The following is a 3,257-nucleotide window of genomic DNA, read 5'->3' as shown; positions in this document are numbered from 1 at the left end:
GCCCTGAACGGATCGCTTGTCCGCAGATACTCGGCCAGAAAACCGCCGTCGAACGTGTCGCCGGCCCCGGTCGCATCCTTCGCCTCGACCCTGTGCCCGGCAATCCGTTTCCGGCCCTGTGCCGTCGCGACGAGGCAGCCTTCCTCGCCAAGGGTCAGGGCGACGATCCCGGCCCCGAGGCCGAGATAGTAATCCGCGATCTCGTCCGGATCGCTCTTTCCGGTCAGAACGCTTGCGTCATCCAGTCCGGGCAGGGCGATGTCGGCTTCTGCCATGGCGGCGTGGATCATCGCGCGGGCCCGGTCCAGCGGCCAGAGTTTCAGCCGCAAATTGGGATCGAAGGAAATTCTGACGCCGGCTTCCTTTGCATGGGAGATCGCCGCGAAGACGGTGTCGGCCGCGCTGTTGGAAATGGCCATGCTGATACCGGAGATGTGCAGGACCTTCGCGTCCCGGATCATGCCGCGCGGCAGAAAGCCCGGTGTCATCCGGCTCGCCGCCGATCCGGCGCGATGATAGCTGAAGCGATGTCCGTCCGGGCCATGCGTGACAAAATAGATCCCGGTATGCCCGTCCGGACAGGTTTCGACCCCGCGCGTATCGATGCCTTCCTCTTCCCAGAGCTGCATGAAGCTCTCGCCGAACGTATCCCGTCCGATCCGGGTCAGATATCCGACGGAGGCGCCTTGCCGGGCCGCGGCAACGGCCGCGTTCGATGTGTCGCCGCCGTGACCGGCAAGATAGCGTTCGTCCGGCTGCTGATTGAATTCCAGCAGCGGCTCGCCAAGGCAGAGGAGTTCAGGAAACTGTATCATCCGTGAGCCGCCGCCAGTGCACGTGCAGCCGCATCCCTGACCGGCTTTGGATCGTTCGCCTTCAGGGCATCGACCGGCACCAGTTCCCCTCCCATGCCGAGGCAGAGCGCTCCGGCATCGAGATAGGCCTTGGCCGTGTCGGGCGAGACACCGCCGGTCGGCATCAGCGGAATATCCGGATAGACGGATCTGATCGCCTTGAGGAAGTCCGGACCGCCGCATTCCCGGGCCGGAAAGATCTTCACGACAGCCGCGCCGGCTGCCCAGCGCGCTTCAACCTCGCTTGGTGTCGCGGCGCCGGGCAGATAGGGAATTCCGGCTTTCGCGGCGGCTTCCCCAACCCCTGGTGCCGCCCCGGGAGAGACGAGAAAGGATGCGCCCGCATCAATGGCGGCTTTCGCCTGTTCGGGGGTACGCACCGTGCCGGCACCGATCAGCGCGTCGGGCGCCGTACGAGCGAAGGTTTCGATCACACGGTGAGCATCGGGCGTTGTGAAGGTAAGTTCCAGTGCCTGCAATCCGGCTTCAAGCAGCCATTCACACGCACGGATGGCCAAGTCTGCGCTTGGTGTCCTGATGACAGGCACAATCTTGAGCGCGGCAAGCCGTTCTCTCAGAGCCTCGTCCTTAGCATTCAACATATCCCACCCCCCGATGGTTTAGCGCGGCGAACTCTCCATGATTCTCGGATGATGTACAAGTGTATGCATTTTGGGTTATGCGCCACCGCGCTTTTTCAGCAGCCGGCGGACCATCTCGGGCGCTTCGCCAAGATAGTTCTCCGGTTTGGTCAGGGCCTCGACGCTGGCCCGGTCGAGGGCGCCGGAAATCTCCGGCTCGGCCATCAGCGCATCGAGGAATGTCGCTTCGCCGGAAAGCGCCTTGCGGCAGCAATCATAAACCACATCATGGGCCACCTGCCGGCCGATATGCGGGGCGAGGCCCATCATCACCGCCTCGGCGACGATCAGGCCCTTGGTGGTGTCGAGCACCTGACGCATGGCGTCCGGGCGGACTTCCAGACCTTCCAGTACTTCCGCCGCTGCCGCGAGGCCGCCGGAGGCAACGATGAAGGCGGTCGGCAGGGCGTGCCATTCGACATGCCACTGACCGGTCGCGCGCTCATGGTCCTGCACCATCGCATCCAGCATGGCGCTGTGCTGCTCGCGCACGATCTTGGCGGCGGCCAGCATCATCTCGGAAGAGATCGGGTTGCGCTTCTGCGGCATGGTCGAGGAGGCGCCGCGTCCGGAGACATAGGGCTCCAGCACCTCGCCGGTTTCGGTTTGCATCATCAGCATGATGTCGTAGCCGATCTTGCCGATGCTGGCGGCGACCAGGGCCAGGAAGCCGGTGACCTCGGCGAAGCCGTCCCGGATGGTGTGCCAGGTGATGTCCGGCACGGCGAGGCCGAGTTCTTTCGCCAGCGCTTCTTGTGTCGCAAGGCCATTGCCCGAGAGCGAGGCAAGGGTGCCGGCGGCGCCGGAGAATTGCACGACCTCGACCCGGCCGCGCAACTCGGCAAGGCGGGTGCGGTGCCGGTCGATGGCGGACAGCCATGTCGCCGCCTTGAAGCCGAAGCTGACCGGCAGGGCGTGTTGCAGATGGGTGCGGCCCGCCATCGGGGTCTCCGCATATTCTTCCGCCAGCTTGGCCAGCGCCGTGGCGATCCGCTCCAGATATTCCTCGACGATATCGAGCCCGGCGCGGATCTGCAGCACGTCGGCGGTGTCCATGATGTCCTGGGTGGTGGCGCCCCAGTGGCAATATTGCCCGAGCCCGTCCGGTGCCCAGGTGGAGAGTTGTTCCACCAGCGGCAGGATCGGGTAGCCGACGATCTGGGTCCGGGCGGACAGCGTGTCCATGTCGAGCTTGTCGATATCGGCTGCCTCGGTGATCGCCTTCGCCGCATCTTCCGGGATCAGGCCGAGCTGCGCCTGTGCCCGTGCCAGCGCCGTCTCCACGTCGAGGTAAAGCCCGAGCATGGTGTCGTCCTCGAACAGGCCGCGCATGTCGGCCGTGCCGAACATGTCTCCGTAGATGCTGGATTTGACGACGATCGAGGGCATTGTGTGACTCCGTTTGGTTGGACGGGGACGAGACTACATCAGAAGCCGAGCACGAACACCAGTGCGAGACCGGCAGCAAAGGCCGCGATGGCGCGCAGGCCGGCGGTCGCATTGACGAGGCCCCAGCTTGTCAGGGCCAGCCCGGCACCGAGCTTCACGAAGGCGGCGAGCGCAAGCAGCGGTGTGTCGGTAAGCGCGATCAGGGACGGGTTCGCCACCATGCCCAGCGGCACGATATAGAGCCCGATGCCGAGCCGCATGGAATTGCCCGCTACCTTCAGCCAGGGCGCGTCGGCCATCCCGGCGGCGATGAAGACCGTGCCGCAGACCGGCGGCGTGATGGTCGAGAGCAGGGCGTACCAGAAGACGAACA

The 3,257-nt window shown here is 65.0% G+C and carries 3 protein-coding genes and 1 pseudogene; all 4 read right to left on the bottom strand.

Features of this window, described 5'->3' with window-relative positions; translation table 11 throughout:
* Positions 1 to 815: sugar kinase (locus tag AAC126_RS22040; RefSeq protein ID WP_339857575.1), on the bottom strand; the 815-nt coding region annotated here is incomplete at its 3' end.
* The gene (locus AAC126_RS22035; RefSeq protein WP_339857572.1) at positions 812 to 1,456 is read right to left on the bottom strand and encodes a bifunctional 4-hydroxy-2-oxoglutarate aldolase/2-dehydro-3-deoxy-phosphogluconate aldolase; all 645 of its coding nucleotides are present in this window, start codon (positions 1,454 to 1,456) and stop codon (positions 812 to 814) included. The genes AAC126_RS22040 and AAC126_RS22035, both read right to left, overlap by 4 nt.
* 75 nt (positions 1,457 to 1,531) lie before the next feature.
* Entirely contained in the window at positions 1,532 to 2,884 is a 1,353-nt protein-coding gene (locus AAC126_RS22030) for an adenylosuccinate lyase family protein (protein ID WP_339857569.1), read from the bottom strand.
* 38 nt (positions 2,885 to 2,922) lie between these two features.
* Positions 2,923 to 3,257, bottom strand: a pseudogene (locus AAC126_RS22025) (TRAP transporter permease DctM/Q); the annotation flags it as partial.

This window comes from uncultured Nisaea sp., assembly GCF_963974195.1.
Taxonomy (GTDB): Bacteria; Pseudomonadota; Alphaproteobacteria; order Thalassobaculales; family Thalassobaculaceae; genus Nisaea.
Note: the sequence above shows the minus strand (reverse complement) of the source record. Positions and strands in the feature narration are given on the sequence as shown.

What these genes read in the sequence shown, in the direction of transcription:
- AAC126_RS22035 (WP_339857572.1), bottom strand. Translation starts at nt 1,456, where the DNA reads ATGTTGAATGCTAAGGACGAGGCTCTGAGAGAACGGCTTGCCGCGCTC.
- AAC126_RS22030 (WP_339857569.1), bottom strand. Translation starts at nt 2,884, where the DNA reads ATGCCCTCGATCGTCGTCAAATCCAGCATCTACGGAGACATGTTCGGC.